Source organism: Paracoccus tegillarcae, from assembly GCF_002847305.1.
GTDB classification, from domain to species: domain Bacteria; phylum Pseudomonadota; class Alphaproteobacteria; order Rhodobacterales; family Rhodobacteraceae; genus Paracoccus; species Paracoccus tegillarcae.
The window spans coordinates 176,138-192,767 of sequence record NZ_CP025408.1 but is presented as its reverse complement, the minus strand read 5'-3'; the positions used below and the strand labels follow the sequence as shown (position 1 = coordinate 192,767).

Here is a 16,630-nt window from a genome sequence, read left to right as displayed (position 1 = left end):
CCGGTTTCCTTGTTTTCAGGGGGTTCAGCCGGCGCCGAATACATCACCCACAAATCCTGTCAGATCGGAAATCCCCATGAGGGACATACCGGTCTCACCCTCGACCTTCCGGGCTTCGGGCAAAATCGCTTGTGAAAAACCAAGTTTTTGCGCCTCTTTCAACCTGTTTTCCGCCTGAGCGACGGGACGTAGTGCGCCAGACAGGCTGATCTCACCGAAAAGGACACAGTCGGCGGGCAGTGCGCTGTCCTCTCGCGCGCTCAACAGCGCGCCTGCGATGGCCAGATCGGCGGCGGGTTCGTTGACCCGCATTCCACCCGCGACGTTCAGAAACACATCCAGCCCCGCGAAGGGAATGCCGCAGCGCGATTCCAGAACCGCAAGAATGGTGCTGACGCGACCACTGTCCAGGCCGACAACGGTGCGGCGCGGGCTGGCCAATGTGGAAGGGGCGACCAGCGCCTGAATTTCGGTCAACACCGGGCGCGTGCCTTCTATGCCTGCAAAAACCGCGCTGCCCGGGCTGGGCTGGCCACGTTCGCTGAGGAACAGGGCCGAGGGGTTTGACACCTCGGCCAGACCTGCGCCGGTCATCTCGAAGACGCCGATCTCGCCTGCGGGGCCGAACCGGTTCTTGACGCTGCGCAGGATGCGGAACTGGTGGCCGCGTTCGCCCTCGAAATAAAGCACGGTATCGACCATGTGCTCGACCACGCGGGGGCCAGCGATCTGGCCCTCTTTGGTGACATGGCCGACTAGCACCACCGAGACGCCCCGGCTTTTGGCAAAGGTCACCAATTCGTGTGCGGCCGCGCGGACCTGTGCCACGCTGCCGGGTGCGGCCTCGACCTGATCGGACCAAAGGGTCTGAACGGAATCGATCACCGCAAGATCGGGGCGTTCCTGATCCAGCGTGGTCAGGATGTCGCGCAGATTGGTTTCGGTGCCCAATCGCATCGGGGCGTCGGTCAGGCCCAGACGTTGCGCGCGCAGGCGGATCTGGGCGCCGGCCTCTTCGCCGCTGATATAGACCGCCTGCAACCCGCGCCGCGCAAAAGCCGCAGCACCCTGCAGCAGCAGGGTCGATTTGCCGATGCCCGGATCGCCACCCACAAGGATCGCGCTGCCCGGCACCAACCCGCCGCCCAGTACCCGGTCCAACTCGGCCATGCCGCTATCAGTGCGGGGCGGCGGTGCCTCGTCGCTGGTCAGCGGCGACAGCGGCACCGCGCGGCCTTTTGCGGCGCCAAGGCCACGGCCGGGGCCTTGCGACAAGGGCGCCTCTTCGCTGATGCTGTTCCATTCGCCACAGGCCTCGCAGCGCCCGGCCCATTTCTTGTGGGAGGCGCCGCAGGCGGTGCAGGTAAAGGCGTTGACGGGCTTGGCCATGGCATATCTTGTGGCATCTGATTGGCGGCACCGCAACATGAGTATTTGCACTGGAAACAAATGCTCACGCCATTGTCGGCTTGATCTTTCGAAGGCGCGCGGTCAGGGTCTGCGCGATTTTTGCAAGGTCAGCCGATGTCCAGCCCAGCACCTTTCTCGCGCTATGAATTCATGATCGCCTGGCGCTATCTGCGCGCCCGCCGCGCCGAGGGCGGGGTCAGCGTGATGACCTGGATCAGCCTGATCGGGATCGCGCTTGGCGTCATGGCCCTGATCGCGACTCTGGCGGTGAGGTCGGGGTTTCGGGCCGAGTTCGTCGACACGATCCTGGGCGCCAATGCGCATACGACGCTGTATATGGCATCGACCAGTTTCACCAATGAACTGACCGATGAGGTCTATACCCAGGCCGGCGTGATCGAGGATTACGACGCGATGACCGCGCAGGTCGCGGCACTGCCCGGCGTGACGCGGGCGGATGCGGTTGTCAAAGGGCAGGTGATGGCCACGGCGGGCGACAGTTCGAACGTGGCCGAGGTGTTCGGCGTCAGCGACGCGGCGCTGGCCGCGATGCCGCGCATCACAGATCCTGCGACCTCGGCGGGCGATCTGGCCAATTTCGATCGGGGCGTTGCCATAGGCAGCGGTATTGCGCGCGAACTGAACCTGGGGATCGGCGACAAGATCAAGCTGATCGCCCCCGATGGCGCCAAGACCGCCTTTGGCACCACGCCGCGCGTCAACGCCTATGACGTGACCTATATCTTCAGCGCCGGGCGCTATGATATCGACCGCACCCGCATCTATATGCCGCTGACCGAGGCGCAGAGCTATTTCAACCGCGAGGGCGCGGTCGATGAAATTCAGGTCTTTGTCGATGATCCCGAAAGGGTGGGCGACTGGACCGTGCCGCTGCTGCAAACCGCGGGCGAGGGAGCGCTGGTCTGGACCTGGAAAGACGCATCGGGCTCGTTCCTGTCGGCACTGGATATGGAGGACGACGTGATGTTCGTGATCCTTTCTGTGCTGGTGCTGATCGCGTCGATGAACATCACCTCGGGGCTGATCATGCTGGTCAAGAACAAGGGCCGCGATATCGGCATCCTGCGCACGATGGGCCTGACCGAGGGCGCTGTGCTGCGGGTGTTTATCCTCTGCGGTGCTTTTACGGGCGTGATCGGAACGATGATCGGTGTGCTGCTGGGGGTGCTGCTGGCGCTGAATGTCGACAGCATCATGGCGGCGCTGAACGCGCTGACCGGGGGCGGCGCGTGGCAGCCCGAGGTGCGCGGCATCTACCGTCTGCCCGCCGATCTGCGAGGCTGGGATATCTTCCGCGCGGTGGCCTTGTCGCTGACGCTGTCCTTCATCGTCACCATCTTTCCCGCGCGCCGCGCTGCGCGGATGAACCCGGTCGAGGCCCTGCGCTATGAGTGATGTTTTGCGACTGGACGGCGTATCCAAGACCTATGGCGCGGACGGCCCCGCGCCCGTCGAGGCGCTGCGCGCGTTCGATCTGACCGTTGCGCGCGGCGAGGTCGTGGCACTGGTCGCGCCTTCTGGTTCGGGCAAGTCCACGCTGCTGCATATTGCCGGTCTGCTGGACACCACCGATACGGGCCGCGTGGTCCTGCAAGGCCGCGACATGACCGATCTTGGCGACAAGGCCCGGACCGAGGCTCGCCGTGTCGATGTGGGGTTCGTCTATCAGTTCCACCACCTGCTGCCGGAATTCTCGGCCGCCGAAAACATCATCCTGCCGCAACTGGCCAATGGCACGGGGCAGGGCGCGGCCGCTGCCCGTGCGGGTGAATTGCTCGACCGGGTGGGTCTGTCGCATCGCGCGGATCACAGGCCCGCCGAATTGTCGGGCGGCGAACAACAGCGGGTGGCGTTCTGCCGCGCTCTGGCCAATGCGCCGGCTCTGCTATTGGCGGATGAGCCGACGGGCAACCTTGATCCCGAAACCTCGGACAAGGTGTTTGGCGTGTTGATGGATCTGGTGCGCGAGACCGGGCTAAGCGCGCTGATCGCGACCCATAACCATGAGTTGGCGGGACGGATGGATCGGGTCATCCATCTGGGTGCGGCTGGTTAACCCTTTGCGGTGCAACCACAGCGCACGCTGTTGCGCAACACCGCCCGGAGGTTGACGCGGAAATGCCAGCAAATGCTGGGTTTTTGGCTGTGACATCCGTACACCGCGCGTACACAGGGCGTACACTACCTGTACACAGGCTGCGCGCGTGCGGTTCGGGATGGGTTAAGAGATGTTGCGCGAATTGCAGGAGTTGGTGGGACGGCGCGACGTTGTTACTTTGAAGCAGTCACTTGCGGGGCAGGAAACCCTTGTGCTGTGACCGCAGCATAATTTTTTAGAAATCGCGTGCGTCTGCTTGAAGGCTGTTTGCTGAACCGTCACCAAAGCCGGGCGGAGACCACGAAGCCGAGAACCGGCGTTTGAAGCGGGAACTGGCCAGGGTGACTTCGAAGTAAGACAGCAGAAACTGAACGAGGCAGGTGTCTGGGAAACCAGGGGCACCTCAAGCATCGCTCTCAGAAGACCGGAACGAAACCGGTGCAGGTCCATTTCGTTGCGAACTTTGTCGTGGAGGTAAGAACCTTATTGTTTCTTCAAAGATCGCGCCGCCACTTCACCGGATCTATTCCACCGTCACCGACTTGGCGAGGTTGCGCGGCTGATCCACATCGGTGCCCTTGGCGACGGCTGTGTGGTAGGCCAGATATTGCATGGGCACCGCGTAAAGGATCGGCTGGAACAGGCCGCCGCCGGTGGGCATGGTCAGCCCGGCGCGGATGCCGTCGCCCGCCTCGGCAATGCCCTGCGCATCCGAGACCAGCAGCACCTGGCCATGCCGAGCCATGACCTCTTGCATATTGGACACGGTCTTTTCGAACAGTGCGTCACGCGGGGCCACGACCACGACCGGCACATTGCGGTCGATCAGTGCGATGGGGCCGTGTTTCAATTCGCCCGACGCATAGCCTTCGGCGTGGATATAGCTAAGCTCTTTCAGCTTTAGCGCGCCCTCAAGTGCAACGGGGTAAAGTGCACCCCGGCCCAGATACAGGACGTCCTGCGCCTCTGCCAGCCAGTCGGCCAGCGCGCGGCATTCGTCGCTGACGGTCAGCGCCTGGTTCAAGAGGGCAGGGATGGAACGCAGGTCGTCGATATGGCGGGCGGCCTCTTCGTCGGTCAGGCGGCCACGGTCCTGCGCGGCCTTGATCGCCAGCACGGCCAGCACGGCCAACTGGCAGGTAAAGGCCTTCGACGAGGCCACGCAGACCTCTATACCGGCCATGGTCGGCAGCGCGATATCGGTATCGCGCGCGATGGCCGAGGTGCCCACATTGACCACGCCGATGGTCTTGGCCACCCGGTCCTGCGCATAGTGCAGCGCGGCCAGCGTGTCCGCCGTTTCACCCGATTGGCTGATAAAGATGCCCCAGCTTTTCCCGGACAAGGGCGGCTCACGATAGCGGAATTCGGACGCGACATCCAGATCGCAGGGCAATCCGGCCAGACGTTCGAACCAGTATTTCGCCACATATCCCGCCAGATAGGCCGTGCCGCAGGCGGCCAGCGTCAGCCGGTCAACGCCGGCGAAATCCAGACCATCGGGCAGGACGATCCGGCCATCCTTGATATAGTGGTTCAGAACATCGCCCAGAACAGAGGGCTGTTCGGCGATCTCTTTGGCCATGAAATGCCGATAGCCGCCCTTGTCGATTGCCGTGGCACCGACGTCGATCCGGGTGATATCGCGATTGGTCTGCTGGCCTTGAGCGTCGAAGATCTTGGCGCCTTCGCGCGTCAGAACGGCGTGGTCGCCTTCTTCAAGATAGGTGATGCGATCGGTAAAGGGCGACAGCGCCACCGCATCCGAGCCCACGAACATTTCGTCATCGCCGTGGCCAATGGCCAGCGGGCTGCCCTTGCGTGCGGCAATCATCAGATCGTCTTCGCCATCGAACAGGAATGCCAGCGCAAAGGCGCCATGCAGCCGTGCCAGCGTGGCCCGCGCGGCCTCGATCGGCGCCATGCCCTGCGCCATGTGATGCGCGGTCAGCAATGCGACGGTTTCGGTATCGGTGTCTGATTCAGGCGTCAGGCCAGCGGCGATCAACTCTTGGCGCAGGTCGCGGAAATTCTCGATAATACCGTTATGCACGACGGCGACGGGACCATGGCGATGGGGATGTGCGTTCACCTCGGTCGGGGCACCATGTGTGGCCCATCGTGTGTGGCCGATGCCCGAATGGCCAGACAGCGGCTCATGCACCAGTCGGTCGCTCAGGTTGACCAGTTTGCCCACCGCGCGCCTGCGATCCAGTTGGCCGCTTGCGTCGATGGTGGCCACGCCGGCACTGTCATAGCCGCGATATTCCAGCCGCTTCAGCGCCTCGACCAGTTGCGGGGCAACTTCGTGCTTGCCCAGAATGCCGATGATACCACACATTTACTTGTTATCCTTCCTGACCCGCAGCGCCGCCATGATCCGCGTGGCAAGGCCGGCCTTGTTGATCTGACGCGCACGGGCCATGCCCAGCGCTTCGTCGGGAATGTTCTGCGTGATGACGCTGCCTGATGCCGTCATGGCACCGGCGCCTACGCGAACCGGTGCAACCAGCATCGTGTCGCTGCCGATAAAGGCATTTGCGCCGATCTCGGTGCGATGCTTCATCACCCCGTCATAGTTGCAGGTCACCGTGCCTGCGCCGATATTGGCGAACTCGCCCACATGCGTGTCGCCCAGATAGGTCAGATGGCCGACCTTGGCGCCCTCGTCCAGGACGCTGTTCTTGATCTCGACGAAATTGCCCACACGCACATCTCCGCCCAGTTCCGCACCAGGCCGCAGCCGTGCAAAGGGACCGACCTTTGCCCCCGAGGCGATATGGCAGCCTTCCAGATGGCAGAAGGGCAGGATTTCGGCGCCGCTTTCGATTGTGGTGCCGGGACCAAAGACGACATTCTGACCGATCACCGCGTCGCGTCCGATGGTCGTGTCCAGCGCAAACCAGACGGTGGCGGGCTCGATCAGCGTGACGCCGTTTTCCAGCGCCTCGGTGCGTCTGCGAGCCTGAAAGGCGGCCTCTGCGGCGGCAAGTTCGGCGCGCGTATTGATGCCAAGCGTTTCGGTCTCGTCGCAGGTGACGACATCGGCGCGCCGGCCTGCCTCGCGTGCCAGTTGCACCAGATCTGTCAGGTAGTATTCACCCGAGGCGTTGTCATTGCCCAGATTGCCGATCAACTCGCGCAGCAGGGCCGCATCCAGCGCCATGACGCCGGAATTCACCAGCGCGATCTGGCGCGTGGCGGCATCGGCGTCCTTGTATTCGACAATCCGCTGCAAACCCTGATCGTTGACGACCAGCCGGCCATAGCGGCCCGGATCGGCGGCCTCAAAGCCCAGCACGACCACATCGGATTTATGCGCGGCCAATGCCTCCAGCGTCGTTTCCGAGATAAAGGGGGTGTCGCCATAAAGCACGATCACCTTGCCCGCAAAGCCCTCCAGCAGCGGCATCGCCTGCTGCACGGCGTGCCCGGTGCCCAGCTGTTCGGTCTGCAGGGCGATCCCGGCCTCCGGTTCCAGCTTGGCGACCGCCTTGGTGACCAGATCGGCGCCATGGCCGGCGACCACGACAACCTGTTCCGGCTCAAGACCGCGTCCCGCGGCCAGCGCATGACCGACCAGTGGCACGCCGCCAAGACGGTGCAGAACCTTCGGCAGATCCGATTGCATCCGGCTGCCCTGGCCTGCGGCCAGGATGATGAGTGCGACGGGTGTATCGGACATGGGATGCCTGTTTGTTTGTCTTTCTTTTCGGCGCGTTCTAACCAAGCACCAGCACGGGCGAAAGGGCCTGTGCGTTCAAACATCTTTACGGAAGGTTACAGCAGCATGGCCGGAACGGTGGTTTTTGACCTCGATGGGACGCTCGCCGATACCTCGGCTGACCTGATCGGGGCCGCCAACGCCTGTTTTCGGGCGCGCGGCCTTGGTGATCTGCTGGACCCGGTGGCCGACAGTCTGATCGCGTTCCAGGGCGGGCGCGCGATGCTGCGCGAAGGTTACGGGCGCATGTCCGGCAACAGCCTGTTGCCGCCGGGGGCCGAGGGTGACGACTACCCGCGCCTGCTGGAACACTACGCCGCCAATATCGCGACCTGTACCCAGCTCTATCCCGGCGTGGTCGCGGCGCTCGATGCCCTGGCGGGGCAGGGGCATCGACTTGCGGTCTGTACCAACAAACCCGAGGGACTGGCCCATGCGCTACTGGACCAACTGGGCATTCGGGACGCGTTTGCCAGTCTGATCGGCGCCGACACGCTGCCCGTCCGCAAGCCCGATCCCGCGCCCTACAAGGCGGCCGTCGCGGCGGCCGGCGGCGAGGTCGGTCGCTCTTTCCTGCTGGGCGATACGGACACCGACCGCAAGACCGCGGCAGCCGCCGGCGTCAAGGTTGCGCTGGTCAGTTTCGGCCCTGAAGGTGCTGGAATTGCGCGGCTTGGCCCAGATGCGCTGCTGGATCACTTCGATGACCTGCCCGCACTGGCCGAAAGCTGGCTGGCCTGACACCGGCAACGCATCGGCATCACACCGCGTTCTTCTTCATCGAAATATCCGCGGGGGAGGCCGGCCAGCGGACGGACGGGGGCGGCAGCCCCCATCTGTGTTTATTCTGCCTCGTCGGCGGGCTTGGCGTTCAACAAGCCATAGTTTTCCGCACCGATCGTAGTGTGCAGTTCGATCTGGGTTTCGAGGTAGTCGATATGACCCTCTTCATCGCCGATCAAATCCTCGAACAATGCCTTGCTGACATAGTCGCCAACCTTTTCGCAGTGATCGCGCGCCTCGATGTAAAGATTGCGCGCATCATGCTCGCCTGCCAGATCGGCCTCCAGCGTTTCCTTGGGGTTTTCGCCGATCCGCAGCGGGTCCAGCTTTTGCAGGTTCGGATGACCTTCAAGAAAGAGGATGCGCTGGATCAGCCGGTCGGCGTGATTCATCTCTTCGATGGATTCGGCGCGGGATTTATCGGCGATGCGGCCATAACCCCAATCTTCTTGCAGGCGGTAATGCAGCCAGTACTGGCTGACGGCCGTAAGTTCAGATCTTAGTGCCGAATTGAGGTATTCGATGACCTTGGCGTCGCCCTTCATGCTGCGTCCCCTTCATGCGATGTGAATTGTCCCGCAGAATCGGCGGGGCCACGCCGAAGCTATCGCAATGACGCATGGTGTCCAGCAAAAGCGGCATGCAGCCGCCGCAATCGGCGCGCCTGCCAAGCGCATGATAGATCTTGCCGGGGGTGATGATCGTCTCGGGATCAGCCGCGCGCATCCAGTCAACCGCAGCGCGGATGTCGTGATCGGTGATACCGGTGCAGTGACAGACGATCATGATGGGCTCCTGATGCGTGAATTCTTAGCAAATCTGTCGGAGAAGTAAAGTCTTAGTCTTTCACTTGGTGATCTGCTGCCTTGACCGTTGCAGTCCGAGGGCGCAGAAGCCCGCCCATGAAACTGAACGATTTCGATTTCGATCTGCCAGACGCGCTGATCGCCACGCGTCCGGCCCGCCCGCGCAGCGCGGCGCGGATGCTGCTGGCCGAGGGGGGCGTGATCTCTGACCGCCATGTCTTTGACCTGCCACAGATTTTGCAGCCCGGCGATCTGCTGGTCCTGAACGACACCAAGGTAATTCCAGCGCGGCTGACCGGCACGCGCAGCCGTCAGACAGGCCAGGGCGAGGCGGTGGCCCGGGTCGAGATCACCCTGTTGGAGCCTGCCGCCGATGGGTGGCGGGCATTGGCCAAGCCCCTGCGCAAATTGCGCGAGGGCGAGGTGATCCGCTTTGGCCAGGCCCTGTCCGCCGAAGTGGCCGAGATCGCGGGCGGCGAATTGCGCCTGCGATTCGATGCCGCAGGCGAGGCTTTTGATGCGGCGCTGCAGCAGGTAGGTGCGATGCCGCTGCCGCCCTATATCGCGGCGCAGCGGGCACCCGATCAGCAGGATCATCAGGATTACCAGACGGTCTGGGCCGCGCGGCAGGGTGCCGTTGCCGCGCCGACCGCCAGCCTGCATTTCGACGCCGCCCTGCTGCAGGCGCTGGCGGATCGCGGCGTCGACTTCGTCCACGTCACCCTGCATGTCGGCGCGGGGACGTTTCTGCCGGTCAAGGTCGAGGACGTAACCACCCACCGGATGCATGCTGAATGGGGCGAGGTCACGGCGGATGCGGCTGCGCAGATCAATGCGGCCAGGGCGGCAGGGCGGCGGGTGATCCCGGTAGGGACCACCGCGCTGCGATTGATCGAATCAGCCGCGACACAGGACGGCCGCGTCGAGGCATTCGAGGGCACGACCGACATCTTCATCTATCCGGGCTATCACTTCATGGTGACCGATGGGTTGATGACGAATTTCCATCTGCCGAAATCGACCCTGCTGATGCTGGTCTCGGCGCTGATGGGCGTAGAAAAAATACAGGAAATATATGATCATGCCGTTCATGAACGGTATAGATTTTTCAGTTATGGGGATGCGTCGCTGTTGATCCCGGACGGTCGCTTTCGGGCTGGCATCGGCGACTGAGCAGGGCTAGGGCAGGCTTTCTGACCCTTTCCCCCTTTTTCTCTTGTCGATGGACGTTGTGACATGAACTCGGTTGTCCGCTCTACCTGGCCTTTGCTTCTTGGCATCCTGCTGCTGATGGTCGGCAACGGCATGCAGGGAACGCTGCTGGGTATTCGCGGCGGGATCGAGGGGATCCCGACACTGCAGATGTCCTTCGTCATGTCGACCTATTACGGCGGCTTCCTGCTGGGCAGTCTGGTCGTGCCGGGGATGATCGGCACGGTCGGCCATATCCGGGTTTTTGCGGCGCTGGGTTCGCTGATCTCGGCGGTGCTGGTCCTTTACGCCGTCGCGCCCAACTGGATCGCGTGGTCGGTGTTGCGCTTTATCATCGGGTTCAGCTTTTGCGGCGTTTATATCACCGGCGAAAGCTGGCTGAACGCGGGCACCTCGAATGAAAAGCGGGGACAGGCGCTGTCGGCCTATATGATGGTGCAGATGATGGGCGTCGTGTCGGCGCAGTTTCTGCTGAACCTGGGCGATCCCAGGGACTTCCTGCTCTTTGTCATCCCCTCGGTGCTGGTCTCTTTGTCCTTCACGCCGATCCTGCTGTCGGCCCAGCCCGTCCCGGCCTTTGAAACCAACAAACGGATGAGCTTTGGTCGCCTCTATCGTGCCTCGCCGCTTGGCTGTATCGGCGTTTTCCTGATCGGTGGCGTCTTCTCGGCGCTGTTTGGCATGTCCTCGGTCTGGGGCGCCGAGGTCGGCATGTCGGTGCGCCAGATTTCGACCTTTGTGGCCGCGATCTATATCGGTGGGCTGGCGGTTCAATATCCGATTGGCTGGCTGTCAGATCGCTATGACCGACGCAAACTGATCATGGGCCTTTCGGTCATCGGTGCACTTGCCATTGTTGTGGTGGTCACGCTGGACCTGAATATCTGGGGCATGACGATCATTGCCGCAATCATCGGCGGCGTGGCCAACCCGATCTATGCGCTGCTTCTGGCCTATACCAACGACTATCTGGATCAGTCCGATATGGCTTCGGCCTCTGCCGGGCTCTTGTTCATCAATGGCGTGGGCTCGATCATCGGGCCGATGGTCACCGGCTGGCTGATGGCAGGGATCGGCCCTGACGGGTTCTGGGTCTATATGGGCGTGCTGCTGGCTCTGTTGGCGGCCTATGGTGGGTGGCGCATGACGCGTCGCCGTTCGCTGAGCGCGCAAGAACAGGGCGGCTATACGCTCATCAACCCGACCGCGACCAGCCTGGCCGTCGGCGCGGCGCTGGACGAGGCGCAATCCTCGGCTGGCGCGGATGAGGAAAACCCGCAAGCGAACTGAACCGCCTGCGGGTTGGCGGCGTCAGCCTGAAAACAGGTCGATGAACATTCGCGTGGCGGTGATTAGAAGAAAGCCACCAAAGGCCAGCCGCAGAGCCCTGCGCGGGATCGAATGGGCCAGCTTGACCCCGAATTGCGAGAAGGTGGTGGTCAGCGGAATGATCACCGCCGCCGCCAGCAGGTTCACATAGCCCAGGGAAAAGGGCGGCAGCCCCTCTGCGCCAAGGCCGCTGAGGGCATAGATCAGCGCGCCGGGCAGACCGATCAGAAAGCCGATGGCTGCCGAGGTGCCGACCGCGCGGCGGATATCATAGCCCAGAAAGTTCAACAGCGGCACACCAATGGTGCCGCCCCCGATGCCCATCATGGCGCTGAGTGTGCCGGTAATGACGCCAAAGAACGCCCAGACGGGTTTGCTGAAGCTGCGCGGTTCCGGATCGGCGCGGCCCTTGCGCAGGATCATGTCGGCTGACACCAGCAGCGCCACGGTCGCGAAGACAGCGATCAGCACCTTGCCCGAGACATAGCCCCCCAAGAGGCTGCCCAACACCACACCGATCAGGATCGAGGGTGCCCATAGTTTGAGCAGCCCGGTATCGATCGCGCCGCGTTTGTAGTGCCCGAGGCTGGAGGCCAGCGAGGTGAAAACTATCGTCGCCAGCGAGGTGCCGACCGCGATTTTCATCGCAATGTCGCCCTCCATCCCCGACAGGGTCAGCGCGAAATAAAGCGCGGGGACAATGACGATGCCACCACCCACGCCCAGCAGACCGGCCAATACACCGCCCGCCATGCCGGCGCCGACGGCAACGGCGGCCAGTTCCAGCAAAGTGCCTGTGCTCAACCCCTCCATCGCCTAGCGCCCCACCGCATAGGCCTGCATCAGGCGCGGGGTGGCAGCGGCGGTCAGCATGCCATTGGGTTCGCGCCGCGCGGCTGTCAGCCGACCGATGGACCAGGGGTCCGATACGGTGACCTTGTGGCCGCGGGCGCGCAGATCGTCGATGACCTCAGCCCCGAAGCCGGGTTCGACCATGATCTCGGCGGGCTTGGCCTGACGCGGGTAAAAGCTGGATTGGAAATGCATCGAATGAAACAGCGGCGCATCCATGCCCTGCTGCATCCCCAGCCCGTGATGGACGTAGCGCAGGAACCAGATCAGTTGCCATTGATCCTGCTGGTCGCCGCCGGGCGTGCCAAAGGCGATGCGGGTGCCATCCTTTTCGGCCAGTGACGGGGTCAGTGTGGTTCGCGGACGTGTGCCGGGGCGCAGGGATGAGGGCAGGCCATCTTCCAGCCAGAACATCTGCGCCCGGCTGTTGAGCGGAAAGCCGAGGCCCGGCACGACCGGGTTCGATTGCAGCCAGCCGCCCGAAGGCGTCGCGCTGACCATATTTCCCCATTGGTCGATCACATCCAGATGCACGGTATCGCCGCGCCGTTCGGTCAGATGGGCCATGGTCGGCTCGCCCGCGCTGGCACCGCGCGCGGCGTTGAAATCACGCCCGGCCCGCGCGATGGCCGCATCGGCCAGATGCTCAAGACCGGGCAGGCGACCGGGGCGCTGTTCATCGCTGGCGGTGTCGCCGATCAGCTTGCGGCGTTCGGCGGCGTAGTCGCGCGACAGCAGCATGTCCAGAGGGATGTCGAAGTGATCGGGATCGCCGTAAAAGGCCTCTCGGTCGGCATAGGCCAGCTTCATCGCCTCGGTCACGGTATGGATGAAATCGGCGCCGAACGGGTCCATGGCGGCGAGGTCGATGTCCTCAAGAAGACGAAGCGCCTGCAACATGACCGGCCCTTGTGACCAGGGTGCGGTCTTGATAACGGTCCAGCCGTGATAGTCGATGCTGATCGGGTCTTCCCATCGGGCCTGCCAGTCAGCCATATCCTCGCGCGCCAGAACCGCCGAATGCGGCTGGCCCGAGACATCCATGACCGATGCATCGGCCAGATAATCGCAGATGGCATCCGCTATGAACCCGCACGACCAGGCCTTGCGCGCGGCATCGATGCGTTGCGTGCGCGTGTTGCCCTGTGCCTCGTCTGCCAGGCGCTGATAGGCGTTGGCCAGATCGGGGTTGCGAAACAGCTCCCAGCCTTCTGGCGGCGCATCGCCGGGCAGCCATGTGGCCGCGCTGCTGGGCCATTCGTCGCGGAAGAAATCTGCGATCCCGGCGATCGTTGCTGCGACGCGCGGCAGGATCGGGTGGCCGTCGCGGGCATAGGTAATGGCCGGTTCGATGACCTGTGCCAGTTCCATGCTGCCGTGATCGCGCAGCATCAGCATCCAGCCGTCGAAGGCACCCGGAACGACCGTGGCCAGGAGGCCCGATCCCGGGATCAACCCATCGCCGAAGAGCGCATGATAGTGATCCATCGTCGCCCCTGCAGGCGCTGTGCCCTGGGCGCAGAGGACGCGGGTTTCCCCCGTACCTGCCAGATGAACGATTGCCGGCAGATCGCCTGCGGGGCCGTTCAGATGCGGCTCCACCACTTGCAGCACCAGTCCGGCGGCCACCGCCGCGTCAAAGGCATTGCCGCCGCGTTCCAGCATGGCCATGCCCGCGGCCGAGGCCAGCCAATGGGTCGAGGTCACGGTGCCGAAGGTGCCGCGAATGTCGGGGCGGGTGGTGAAATCATTCATCTCGGGATCTTTCGAAGGCTCAGGCGCGCTGGCCGGGGAACTGGCGCAGGGTGATGCCCGCGCCTTGCAGGTGATTGCGGACGGCGCCGGCCATGGCCACGGCATCGGGGCTGTCGCCATGCACGCAGATCGTGTCGATGCGGCAGGGGATGGTCTTGCCCGATTGCGTGACGATACCGCCGGCGCGGATCATTTGCTCCATGCGCAGGCCCGCGACGCCCGGATCATGCAACACTGCGCCGGGCTGGCTGCGATCGACCAGCGTCGCGTCGTCATTATAGGCGCGGTCGGCGAAGATCTCATTGGCATAGGCCGCGCCCAGATCGCGTGCGGTGGCCTCTGAGGCGGTGGCGGCCAATGTGACCAGAATGATGTCGGGATCGACCTTCAGCGCGGCCGCGTAACAGGCCCGTGCGATTGCAGCGTCCTCGCTGGCCATGTTGGCCACCGCGCCATGCAGTTTCAGATGCCGCACCCGGCCACCTGCCAGCCGCGCCATGCCCTGCGCCGCGCCCAGTTGATAGGCGACCATATTGCCCAGCTCTTCGGTCGACAGCCTGATCCGCCGGCGTCCAAAGCCCTGCAGATCGGCAAAGCCCGGATGCGCGCCGATGCCGACATCGTTTGCCGCAGCCAGACGCATGGTGTTGGCCATCACATCCGCATCACCGGCGTGAAATCCGCAGGCGATATTGGCCGATGTGATGATCTTGAGCAGCGCATCATCATCGCCCATGCGCCACGGCCCGAAGCTTTCGCCCATATCGGCGTTCAGATCGACTTGCATCAGTCCTCCTCCAGTTCGTCGCCGCGCGTCATGCCGCCAACCAGTTGATAGGATAGCAGGTCTGCCATCATCGCTGGATCGCGGGTCAGGTAACGGCAGCGGGCCGCAGCATCCCGTAGCTGCCCGGCCTCGTCTCGGAAAAGCGCGTCGGCCTGTTCCAGCGTGATGCGCTGAAACCGGATCTGACCGCCGGGCGGGGTCTGGGCGATCTGCGCCAGATCGGCCGGGATGACCGAGCCGATGCGGGGATAGCCGCCCATGGTCTGACATTCGGCCAGCAGCACATAGGGCACGCCGTCGCCGGTCATCTGCAGATCGCCGGGCAGCAGCATATCCGAGGCCAGACTGCCGGCGTGATCCGACGCAAAGCGCGCATCCGCATCCAGCCGCACGCCCTGTCGGTTGCCGCGCGGGGCGCGCGCGAACGTGGTCTGGCAGAACGTCGCCAGCACATGATCGGAAAACAGCGACGTTTGCGGGCCGTCCATCATTCGGATGGTGCCGCCCTGAAAACGCGGGGCGACGGTGATGATCAGGCTGGGCGTTTCGGGCGCGCGATCTGTGCCGATCTTCAGCTTTTGTCCCGAAGTCAGGATCGCTCCGATCCCGATGTTGAGATGGGCGGCGCGGCTGTCCAGCCATTCCGGCGTCAGCACGCCACCTGCCGGCACCAGATAGCTGTAGGCACCGGCTTGCGCACCGCCGATCCGCAACCGCTGACCGGGTGCGATCAGATGACAGGCCTGCCATTGCAGCGGGGCATCGTTCAGTGTGGCGGTCATCGCGGCGCCGGTCAGCGCGATGCGCGTCGGCTGATCCACCGTGAACAGCCCGCCTGTGCCCGCCATCTCGATCCCTGCGACGACCGATTTCAGACCCAGCAGCGCCCCGGCCTCGATCAGCGCAAGCCGGTCCATCGCGCCGCCGCGCGAGAGGCCCTGCGCGATATGGCCGGGCCTGCCCAGATCCTGAACGCTGAGCACGCCTTCGGCGCGCAGGACGTGCAGGGCGTTCATCGCAGCACCTCAAGGCGCGCGCCGCCCAGACCATCCGTCGTTGCCATCAGCCCGGCCATATCGGACGCGCTGACCGCTGTGTATCGGATCGCGTCGCCCGGCCTCAGCGGAATGGGTTGATCGCGGCCCGGATCAAAGCAACGAAAGCCGGTCTGCGCGATCTGTCGCCAGCCGGTCGTGGACGCTGCGGTGAACATCACGAGTTGACGCACCGCCGAGACCAAGGCGCCTGCCGGCACCTGCGGGTTCAATTCGCTCATCCGGGGCAGGTTCCAGGCCTCGGGCAGCAGCCCGACATAGGGCTGGCCGGGCGCAAAGCCGATCGCCAGAATGCGCAGATCAGCGCTGCAAATTTCGTCGATTGCGGCCTCTTCGGATTGGCCGACGGTGCGGGCGACCTCGCCCAGTTGGGGGCCATGATCGCCGCCGAAGGCCGCCGGGATCGTCCAGCGCCGCGCCGGATCGGGCAGGCCGGGGGGATCATTGGCGATGACCGAGGCGCGTCGCAGCATCGCCTTCGCCAGTTGATCGCGGGTCGTAACCGCCGCGTCGAACCGCACGAGGACCGACACCAGCCCCGGTGCGATCTCGACCGTTCCCTTGGGTGGTGTGCGATCCAGTTCAGCCGCCAGCATCTGCGCCGCGGCCATCGCAGCAGGGGCAGGCGTCAGCGCCATCCTTATCAACACGCCGTCCAGCCCGGCGGGCAGGGCGGTGGGGGTCAATTCTGTCGGGTCGCTCATATGGGCTGCGTTCCGCGTACTGGGTCGGATCAGTCGCATCCTGCGTCGCAAGCGGTGCCATGTGCAAGCTGGGGGCATATCGAAAGGTCGAACG

General features: G+C 63.9%; 15 protein-coding genes. 5 read left to right on the top strand and 10 right to left on the bottom strand.

Annotation, left to right across the window (positions count from 1 at the left end; translation table 11 throughout):
• Positions 1-24 precede the first annotated feature (24 nt).
• On the bottom strand, positions 25-1,389 hold the full coding sequence (gene radA / locus CUV01_RS00915; RefSeq protein ID WP_101458832.1) for a DNA repair protein RadA: 1,365 nt from the start codon (positions 1,387-1,389) through the stop codon (positions 25-27).
• A gap of 135 nt (positions 1,390-1,524) precedes the next feature.
• Here radA and CUV01_RS00910 point away from each other — a divergent pair, with 135 nt between their 5' ends.
• Entirely contained in the window at positions 1,525-2,826 is a 1,302-nt protein-coding gene (locus tag CUV01_RS00910) for a lipoprotein-releasing ABC transporter permease subunit (RefSeq protein ID WP_101458831.1), read from the top strand.
• Entirely contained in the window at positions 2,819-3,487 is a 669-nt protein-coding gene (locus tag CUV01_RS00905; protein ID WP_101458830.1) for an ABC transporter ATP-binding protein, read from the top strand. Before CUV01_RS00910 ends, CUV01_RS00905 begins: the two co-directional genes overlap by 8 nt.
• A gap of 565 nt (positions 3,488-4,052) precedes the next feature.
• On the opposite strand, the gene glmS is transcribed toward CUV01_RS00905, so the two are convergent.
• Together glmS and glmU are read right to left on the bottom strand one after the other, a co-directional pair.
• A complete protein-coding gene (gene glmS, locus CUV01_RS00900; RefSeq protein ID WP_101458829.1) occupies positions 4,053-5,870 on the bottom strand; it encodes a glutamine--fructose-6-phosphate transaminase (isomerizing) in 1,818 nt (605 codons plus the stop codon).
• Complete coding sequence (gene glmU / locus CUV01_RS00895) at positions 5,871-7,214, bottom strand: bifunctional UDP-N-acetylglucosamine diphosphorylase/glucosamine-1-phosphate N-acetyltransferase GlmU (protein WP_101458828.1); 1,344 nt, start codon at positions 7,212-7,214, stop codon at positions 5,871-5,873.
• Between the two features lie 105 nt (positions 7,215-7,319).
• Here glmU and CUV01_RS00890 point away from each other — a divergent pair, with 105 nt between their 5' ends.
• Positions 7,320-7,994 (top strand): HAD hydrolase-like protein, encoded by a 675-nt coding sequence (locus CUV01_RS00890; RefSeq protein WP_101458827.1) that lies wholly within the window; start codon positions 7,320-7,322, stop codon positions 7,992-7,994.
• A 101-nt stretch (positions 7,995-8,095) separates the two neighbouring features.
• Here the strand turns inward: CUV01_RS00890 and bfr are convergent, their stop codons facing one another.
• Complete coding sequence (gene bfr / locus CUV01_RS00885; RefSeq protein WP_101458826.1) at positions 8,096-8,581, bottom strand: bacterioferritin; 486 nt, start codon at positions 8,579-8,581, stop codon at positions 8,096-8,098.
• The gene (locus CUV01_RS00880) at positions 8,529-8,822 is read right to left on the bottom strand and encodes a (2Fe-2S)-binding protein (protein WP_101458825.1); all 294 of its coding nucleotides are present in this window, start codon (positions 8,820-8,822) and stop codon (positions 8,529-8,531) included. The genes bfr and CUV01_RS00880 overlap by 53 nt, the downstream gene beginning before the upstream one ends.
• Before the next feature lie 116 nt (positions 8,823-8,938).
• On the opposite strand from CUV01_RS00880, the gene queA reads away from it, so the two are divergent.
• A complete protein-coding gene (queA, locus tag CUV01_RS00875) occupies positions 8,939-10,015 on the top strand; it encodes a tRNA preQ1(34) S-adenosylmethionine ribosyltransferase-isomerase QueA (RefSeq protein ID WP_101458824.1) in 1,077 nt (358 codons plus the stop codon).
• 63 nt (positions 10,016-10,078) lie between these two features.
• Positions 10,079-11,344: an MFS transporter gene (locus CUV01_RS00870; RefSeq protein WP_101458823.1), complete on the top strand. Its 1,266-nt coding sequence runs from the start codon at positions 10,079-10,081 to the stop codon at positions 11,342-11,344.
• 21 nt (positions 11,345-11,365) lie between these two features.
• Here the strand turns inward: CUV01_RS00870 and CUV01_RS00865 are convergent, their stop codons facing one another.
• Genes CUV01_RS00865 through CUV01_RS00845 form a run of 5 tightly spaced genes read right to left on the bottom strand, consistent with a single transcriptional unit; the run spans position 11,366 to position 16,536 of the window.
• The gene (locus tag CUV01_RS00865) at positions 11,366-12,196 is read right to left on the bottom strand and encodes a sulfite exporter TauE/SafE family protein (RefSeq protein ID WP_101458822.1); all 831 of its coding nucleotides are present in this window, start codon (positions 12,194-12,196) and stop codon (positions 11,366-11,368) included.
• A gap of 3 nt (positions 12,197-12,199) precedes the next feature.
• A complete protein-coding gene (locus CUV01_RS00860) occupies positions 12,200-13,990 on the bottom strand; it encodes a gamma-glutamyltransferase family protein (protein ID WP_101458821.1) in 1,791 nt (596 codons plus the stop codon).
• Between the two features lie 19 nt (positions 13,991-14,009).
• Positions 14,010-14,777, bottom strand: a complete 768-nt coding sequence (locus tag CUV01_RS00855; protein ID WP_101458820.1) for a LamB/YcsF family protein — start codon at positions 14,775-14,777, stop codon at positions 14,010-14,012.
• Positions 14,777-15,793, bottom strand: coding sequence for a 5-oxoprolinase subunit C family protein (locus CUV01_RS00850; protein WP_101458819.1), 1,017 nt, complete (start codon positions 15,791-15,793; stop codon positions 14,777-14,779). Before CUV01_RS00850 ends, CUV01_RS00855 begins: the two co-directional genes overlap by 1 nt.
• The gene (locus CUV01_RS00845) at positions 15,790-16,536 is read right to left on the bottom strand and encodes a 5-oxoprolinase subunit B family protein (protein WP_157994744.1); all 747 of its coding nucleotides are present in this window, start codon (positions 16,534-16,536) and stop codon (positions 15,790-15,792) included. Before CUV01_RS00845 ends, CUV01_RS00850 begins: the two co-directional genes overlap by 4 nt.
• Between the last annotated feature and the right edge of the window lie 94 nt (positions 16,537-16,630).

Coding starts and splice junctions, on each gene's coding strand:
- CUV01_RS00905 (WP_101458830.1), top strand. CDS start 2,819: ATGAGTGATGTTTTGCGACTGGACGGCGTATCCAAGACCTATGGCGCG.
- glmU (WP_101458828.1), bottom strand. CDS start 7,214: ATGTCCGATACACCCGTCGCACTCATCATCCTGGCCGCAGGCCAGGGC.
- CUV01_RS00845 (WP_157994744.1), bottom strand. CDS start 16,536: ATGAGCGACCCGACAGAATTGACCCCCACCGCCCTGCCCGCCGGGCTG.
- CUV01_RS00890 (WP_101458827.1), top strand. CDS start 7,320: ATGGCCGGAACGGTGGTTTTTGACCTCGATGGGACGCTCGCCGATACC.
- CUV01_RS00850 (WP_101458819.1), bottom strand. CDS start 15,793: ATGAACGCCCTGCACGTCCTGCGCGCCGAAGGCGTGCTCAGCGTTCAG.
- radA (WP_101458832.1), bottom strand. CDS start 1,389: ATGGCCAAGCCCGTCAACGCCTTTACCTGCACCGCCTGCGGCGCCTCC.
- CUV01_RS00855 (WP_101458820.1), bottom strand. CDS start 14,777: ATGCAAGTCGATCTGAACGCCGATATGGGCGAAAGCTTCGGGCCGTGG.
- CUV01_RS00870 (WP_101458823.1), top strand. CDS start 10,079: ATGAACTCGGTTGTCCGCTCTACCTGGCCTTTGCTTCTTGGCATCCTG.
- bfr (WP_101458826.1), bottom strand. CDS start 8,581: ATGAAGGGCGACGCCAAGGTCATCGAATACCTCAATTCGGCACTAAGA.
- glmS (WP_101458829.1), bottom strand. CDS start 5,870: ATGTGTGGTATCATCGGCATTCTGGGCAAGCACGAAGTTGCCCCGCAA.
- queA (WP_101458824.1), top strand. CDS start 8,939: ATGAAACTGAACGATTTCGATTTCGATCTGCCAGACGCGCTGATCGCC.
- CUV01_RS00865 (WP_101458822.1), bottom strand. CDS start 12,196: ATGGAGGGGTTGAGCACAGGCACTTTGCTGGAACTGGCCGCCGTTGCC.
- CUV01_RS00880 (WP_101458825.1), bottom strand. CDS start 8,822: ATGATCGTCTGTCACTGCACCGGTATCACCGATCACGACATCCGCGCT.
- CUV01_RS00910 (WP_101458831.1), top strand. CDS start 1,525: ATGTCCAGCCCAGCACCTTTCTCGCGCTATGAATTCATGATCGCCTGG.
- CUV01_RS00860 (WP_101458821.1), bottom strand. CDS start 13,990: ATGAATGATTTCACCACCCGCCCCGACATTCGCGGCACCTTCGGCACC.